The 5,884-nt window shown below is 57.5% G+C and carries 4 protein-coding genes; 2 read left to right on the top strand and 2 right to left on the bottom strand.

The window, feature by feature from the left end:
• Nucleotides 1-21: 21 nt before the first annotated feature.
• Entirely contained in the window at nucleotides 22-1,470 is a 1,449-nt protein-coding gene (locus NDI87_RS15970) for a HAMP domain-containing sensor histidine kinase (protein WP_296276467.1), read from the bottom strand.
• Nucleotides 1,470-2,225 carry a PhnD/SsuA/transferrin family substrate-binding protein gene (locus tag NDI87_RS15965; protein ID WP_296276465.1) on the bottom strand — a complete coding sequence of 252 codons (756 nt, stop codon included), beginning with the start codon at nucleotides 2,223-2,225 and terminating at the stop codon, nucleotides 1,470-1,472. Before NDI87_RS15965 ends, NDI87_RS15970 begins: the two co-directional genes overlap by 1 nt.
• Before the next feature lie 527 nt (nucleotides 2,226-2,752).
• Here NDI87_RS15965 and NDI87_RS15960 point away from each other — a divergent pair.
• Complete coding sequence (locus tag NDI87_RS15960) at nucleotides 2,753-5,308, top strand: molybdopterin-dependent oxidoreductase (protein WP_296276464.1); 2,556 nt, start codon at nucleotides 2,753-2,755, stop codon at nucleotides 5,306-5,308.
• A 28-nt stretch (nucleotides 5,309-5,336) separates the two neighbouring features.
• Nucleotides 5,337-5,884, top strand: a 548-nt coding sequence (locus tag NDI87_RS15955; protein WP_296276462.1) for a 4Fe-4S dicluster domain-containing protein, incomplete at its 3' end; no start/stop codon positions are given.

Raw genomic sequence — 5,884 nt, 5'->3', positions numbered from 1 at the left:
TTTTTGGCAATGGTGGCGGCATCAAGGTGTTTCTGATGAATTCAAGGGAAAGGTCACGCTGAAGCGGGTCAGCATGTTATCGGATTCAGCCTGTATGGTACCGCCCAGTTGGGTCACGATCTGGTAGCAAATCCAGAGTCCCAAGCCATTGCCGTTGTCTGAGAACTGGGTAAATGGTTCAAACAAGCGGCTGAGCTGTTCTGGCGACAGCGATTTGCCGTTGTTTTCGATCACCATGGTTACACCTTGTTCGCTGGCGTTTACCCGCAAAGCCACATGCCCGCTTTGGCCTGCCGCAGTGATTGCGTTGAGCAGTAAATTGATCAGTACCTGACGCACCAGGGTGGAAGGCAGGGCCACTTCAGTAGCCAGGTTAATGTCCCAGCTGAGCTGGGTGGCATGTTTCCTGGCGGCATGGCTCACCAGAATACGCACATCCTCAAGGTCTGCCGGATTCAAGGGACGGCTTTTCACCTTGGCCTCGACCAAGAGCGCGGCCACCGTGTCGCGAACCTGAGACAAGCCCCGCTCCAGCAATGACACCGTTTTCTGCATGACCGGGTCCGGGCTGCCAAAACGCTTGAGGGTGCTGATGGCGTTGAGCATGCCTCCCAGCGGATTGTTGATCTCGTGGGCGATGCTGGCCGTGAGTCGTCCGACCGCTGCCATGCGTTCGCTTTTGACCATTTCTTTTTCAAGTTCTGCCTTTTCCATCAATTTGGCACGCATGTCGGCGTAGGCAGCGAAGAGCTGACCCACTTCATCCTTATAAGGGTAGAGCGATGCATCGAGCGCTTCGAATTCGTTGCTGCCGATGCGGCTGATGCGCTCGGTGATCAGCCGCATCGGCTGCATCATGCGCCGTCCCCAGTAGGCGGTAATGGGCAGCAACACGCCCAGTACCAGCAGGGTCACCCACAAGGCGTTTCCAAGCAGATGGGTGAAGCGTTGCCAGAGCAGGGATTTGTTGTAGGCCACCACCAGGGTGCCCAGCCGTACCCCATCGTTGACGATCGGCAGGGTCACATAAATGTGCTGTGCCTGCCCAATGTCCAGCACAAACACGTTGGCATCCGGCGCGCGGGGGAAGGCCCGGTCCAGCTCGGCCAGTTCCCCGCCCAGCGACGCCAGCGGGCTCAGCACGGGATGGTCTTCCGGACGCGACGACACATAGACGCGGGCAGCGCTGTCGAGCACGATCAGACTCTCGGCAAGCGCTGCGCTTGGAGCTGCGGCAAAGGGAAGGGTAACGATCTCAAAAGCTTGCCAGACTTCGTCGTGCAGCATCACCGGAAACAGCGATCGCGCCATGGTGCGCCCGATGTCCTGCGCGTTCTTGTGAATTTCCTGGTGCAGGTTGTCCCATGTCTGCACGACAAAAGAGGTGGACAGCGCCAGGGCAGTCGCAATGATCAATCCACCGCCCCAAAGCGGCATCTTGAACTGCAGACTGAGGTCAAAAAGGCGCATCAGGGCTCGCCAAACAAGCGCATCATTTCGGCGACGCGGTCATACAGCGTGGGCGTGCCTTTGATAAAACCATTCAGGTTGAGTCGCTGTAGCAAGGCGCGGCCCTCGGGCTCGTTGGCCATGTCCAGCAAGATGTCCTGCATCAGTTTGAAATCGGCCTCCGGTACATTGCGGTGGGCCACCATGGGTGGAAATCCGTATTCTTCGGATTTCCAGGCAATGCGTGTCTTGGCGGTAATGTCGGGGCGAACCCTGCTCAAGGAATCCCAGACGTAGCTGTCCACCGAGGCACCCTGGACCAGCCCGGCAGCGACGGCGTCAATCACCTTGCGATGCGACCAGGTAAAGAATGTTCGTTTGAAAAAAGTGGCAGGGTCTGCCCCGCTGCGTTTGATCTCGAAACGCGGCACCAGATAACCGGTGTTTGAATAGGGGTCGGCATAGGCAAAGACACGGCCCTTGAGGTCAATGACATTGCGGGTCTGGCTATCGCGAGTCGGCACGATGAGGTAGGAGCGGTAGGTTGGTTTGCCGTTGTTGACGGCAACCGACATCAAGCGAACCTCATTTTTCAGCATCACATAGGGGTAATCGCAGAGCCATGCGAACTCGACCTTTTGCTGTTGCAACAGGTCCATCGTGTCGCGGTAGCGGTCACGCTGCACGAACTCTACCGGACGTTTCAGGCGAGCCTCCAGATACACCCGCCATTCAGCAAGCAAGGCGTGCTGGTCGTGCAGAAACGCAGGTGTCATGGCAAAGCGAATGGGACGCGCAGCGGTGTTGCCCAGGGCGCACAAGCAGGTTGTGCCAAGGAAAATTGTGACAAGAAGGCGTCTGATGAGTTTCAACATTCTGTTATCCCGTTACCGATTGGTGACATTGGCCAGATGATGGGTCTTGCAGGTTACCGGCAGGTAACGCCTGATTGGCGCTATGACGCATGCGCTGTGAAACACAAGAAAAATCACGGTGGTCATTGAGAATTCTAGCGACCGGTGTTTTCAAAACAAGCTGGTTATGTCAACTTCCATTGATTGGGTTTCAAGTGGAATCGTTGGCCGGTTACCAAGGGGTAACGACGCAGTCAGCGTGCCAAGCTGCATGCAGACGTCCGGTCACAACTACTGCAGACCATTCATGCAGGGCATTTTCCCTCTGAGCGCGAAGGCTGGCACGAGCTGTGGCAACACGCCACGTCCAGTCGGATGTTCGGCTAACTGAATCGTGGCATGGAGCTTGCAGTTGGCAGATCAGTCGAACATCAAATCAGGAGCGTGTTATGAAGTTGACGAGACGGATTTTTATCATGGCCACTGGCATCTCTGCCGGATCGCTGATCGTGGGTTGTGCCGGAATGTCGGCTGCGCCGCTTCATAGCGCGCTGGTCCCCCGCAAGGCAAAACCCAGCAGTCCAGCTGTGGGTGACTGGGTTGCCAGCACCTGCCAGGGCTGCACCCAGTGGTGTGCCATCCAGATCTTTGTACAGGGTGGCCGTGCCACCCGGGTGCGTGGCAACCCGTTGTCCAAGACCAACCATGGTTATGTCTGTCCACGTGGTCACATGATTCCGCAGCAGATGTATGACCCGGACCGCATCAAGGTGCCCATGAAGCGCACCAACCCGCTCAAAGGCCGTGGCATTGATCCGAAGTTTGTGCCCATCAGCTGGGACGAAGCCCTCAATACCGTGGCCGACAAGATGATTGCGTTGCGTGCTGCGGGCGAAACGCACAAGCTCGTGTACATGCGTGGCCGTTACTCGCCCACCTCGACAGAACTGCTCTATGGCACGCTGCCAAAAATCTTTGGCACTGGCAACTATTTCTCGCACAGTGCCATTTGCGCCGAGGCCGAAAAAATGGGTCCCGGCCTGACCCAGGGCTTCTTCGGTTACCGCGACTACGACCTGGCCAATACCAACTGTCTGGTGGCCTGGGGCTGCGACCCGTTGGCCTCCAATCGCATGGTTCCCAACATGATGAACCAGTTTCCGGCCATCGTGAAACGCGGCACCGTGATCGCCATCGACCCCCGGCTTTCCAACGTGGCTGCCAAGGCACATGAATGGCTGCCCATCAACCCCGGTACTGACGGTGCGCTGGCTGGTGCCATTGCGCATGTGTTGCTGACCGAAGGCCTGTGGAGCCGCGAATTTGTCGGTGATTTCAAGGACGGCAAGAATCTTTTTGTGGCCGGGAAAACAATCGATGAAGCTGCCTTTGTCGAGAAGGAAACCTACGGCCTGGTGAAATGGTGGAATCTGGAACTTAAAGACCGCACGCCAGCTTGGGGTGAGAAAGAATCCTTGATTCCGGCGGCGCAGATCGTGCGGGTGGCCCGTGCCATGGGCAAGGCCGCTCCCAAGACCGTAGTCTGGATGGGCCCCGGTGCGGCCATGCACCCGCGCGGTACTTACAGTGCGATGGCCGTGCATGCGCTCAATGGTTTGCTGGGCTCCATCGACGCCGATGGCGGCGTCTGGCAGAGCGGCAGCGTGCCGCTGGCCAAGTTTCCGGGTTTGGACAAATATGTGGATGAGCAGGCCAAGACCGCCAGCAAGGGCAAGAAGCTTGACGGCCGCGGCGCCAAGGACATGCCCGCCATGATGGGCGCCAAGCCGGGTAGCGGCGTGGTCACCAACAACGTGGCCAATGGCATGCTCAAGGACCCCGGTGCGGTCAAGGTATTTATTTCGTCCTGGTCCAACTTCAACTTTTCCTGTACTGGAGCCGACCGCTGGGACAAGGTCATGGCCAAAGTGCCGTTCTTTGTCCACATGGTGCCCAACGCCTCGGAGATGACGATGTTTGCCGACATCGTGCTGCCTTCGACCTTCAACTCGGCTGAGGGTTGGTCCATCGTCACCAATATGGGTAACGGGCACGCCTATGCGTCCATTCAGCAAGGTGCCGTCAAACGTCTGTGGGACGTCAAGCAGGAAGAAACCGAAGTGATGTGGCTGCTGGCTGAAAAGCTGAAAGCCAAAGGTTTTGCCAATCTGTTCGACTATTACGCCAATGAGTTCAAGGACCCCGAAACCGGCAAGGCGCCGACCACGGCGTTGGAGTTCAGCGAGATTGCCACCAAGATGACCAGTGCGCCTTTGTGGATGGCCAAGGAGCCCCTCAAAGGCGACGCACCCATCAATGGCTGGGCTGACTTCAAGAAAAAGGGCATGTTCAGCGGACCCAGGTACACGCTCAAGAAAGGTTGGGGCGGCAAGTTCAACACGCCCACCAAGAAATTTGAGTTTTACAGTGAATCCCTCAAAAAAGGCCTGTTGGAGCACGCCAAGAAGTATGAGACCAGTGTCGACGACATCCTGACTGTCAGCGGTTATGTGGCCCGCGGCGAACTGGCCTTTGTGCCGCACTACGAAACCGTCAAACGCCATGGCAATCTGGCAGACTTTCCGCTCACCTTCATTGACTACAAGTCACGCCTGAATCGTGAAGGCCGTTCGCAAAACACGCCCTGGTACCAAGAGTTCAAGAAGGTCGATCCGGGGGACGTGTCCTGGGGCGACGTGGTCAAGATGAACCCGATTGACGGTGCCAAGTTGGGCCTGAAAAACGGTGACAACGTGACCATCACTTCGATGATCGGAACGATCAGTTGCCAGCTCAAGTTGTGGGAGGGTGTGCGTCCCGGCACGGTGGCCAAGTGCTACGGTCAGGGTCACTGGGCTTATGGCCGGGTGGCCGCCAAAGACTTTGCCAAGGCGATTCCCAGAGGCGGCAACAACAACGAGATCCTGGTCGATGACTACGACCGGCTCAGTGGTGCCACCGCCCGCAATGGCGGCTTCACCGGTGTTCGGATTCAAAAAGCCTGATCGCTGACCCACAATTTAGGAGCAAATCATGACAAGACTTGGAATGGTCATCGACCTCGCAAAATGCAACGGCTGTGGCGCCTGCGCCTTTGCCTGCAAGACCGAAAACAACACCCGCGACCGTGCTGATGGGCAAAGTTTCAACTGGGCCGACTTCGTGATGCATACCGAAGGAACGTTTCCGAACACGAAGCACTCGGTGATGCCGGTGCTGTGCAACCACTGTAGCGATGCACCTTGTGTCAAGCTTTGCCCGGGCAATCCGGAAAAGGCCGGGCCGGGCAATCCCTACAAGGCATTGTTCAAGACCCCCGAAGGCATTACCTTGCACAACCCCGAACTGTGTGTCGGCTGCCGGAAGTGCCAGGAAAGCTGTCCTTACAGCCACGAAAAATTGGACGCATCGAGCCTGGATGGCGGCAGTTACAGTGTCATCAGCTTCAACGCGATGGATGAAAACACCCAGCCGCGCTGGGCCGACAAAACCTCGGCCATCCCGGGGTGCACGACTTCCGGCGCCGAGCTTGCAGCCCTGGCGGGTGCGACGCCCCCCATGCTGAACGCCTGGAAAGGCGG

This window comes from Rhodoferax sp., assembly GCF_023701345.1.
Taxonomy (GTDB): domain Bacteria; phylum Pseudomonadota; class Gammaproteobacteria; order Burkholderiales; family Burkholderiaceae_C; genus Rhodoferax.
This window is presented reverse-complemented; position numbering and strand designations above follow the sequence as displayed.

Bases quoted from the DNA above. Each gene is read 5' to 3' on its own strand.
- NDI87_RS15970 (WP_296276467.1), bottom strand. From the start codon at position 1,470: ATGCGCCTTTTTGACCTCAGTCTGCAGTTCAAGATGCCGCTTTGGGGC.
- NDI87_RS15965 (WP_296276465.1), bottom strand. From the start codon at position 2,225: ATGACACCTGCGTTTCTGCACGACCAGCACGCCTTGCTTGCTGAATGG.
- NDI87_RS15960 (WP_296276464.1), top strand. From the start codon at position 2,753: ATGAAGTTGACGAGACGGATTTTTATCATGGCCACTGGCATCTCTGCC.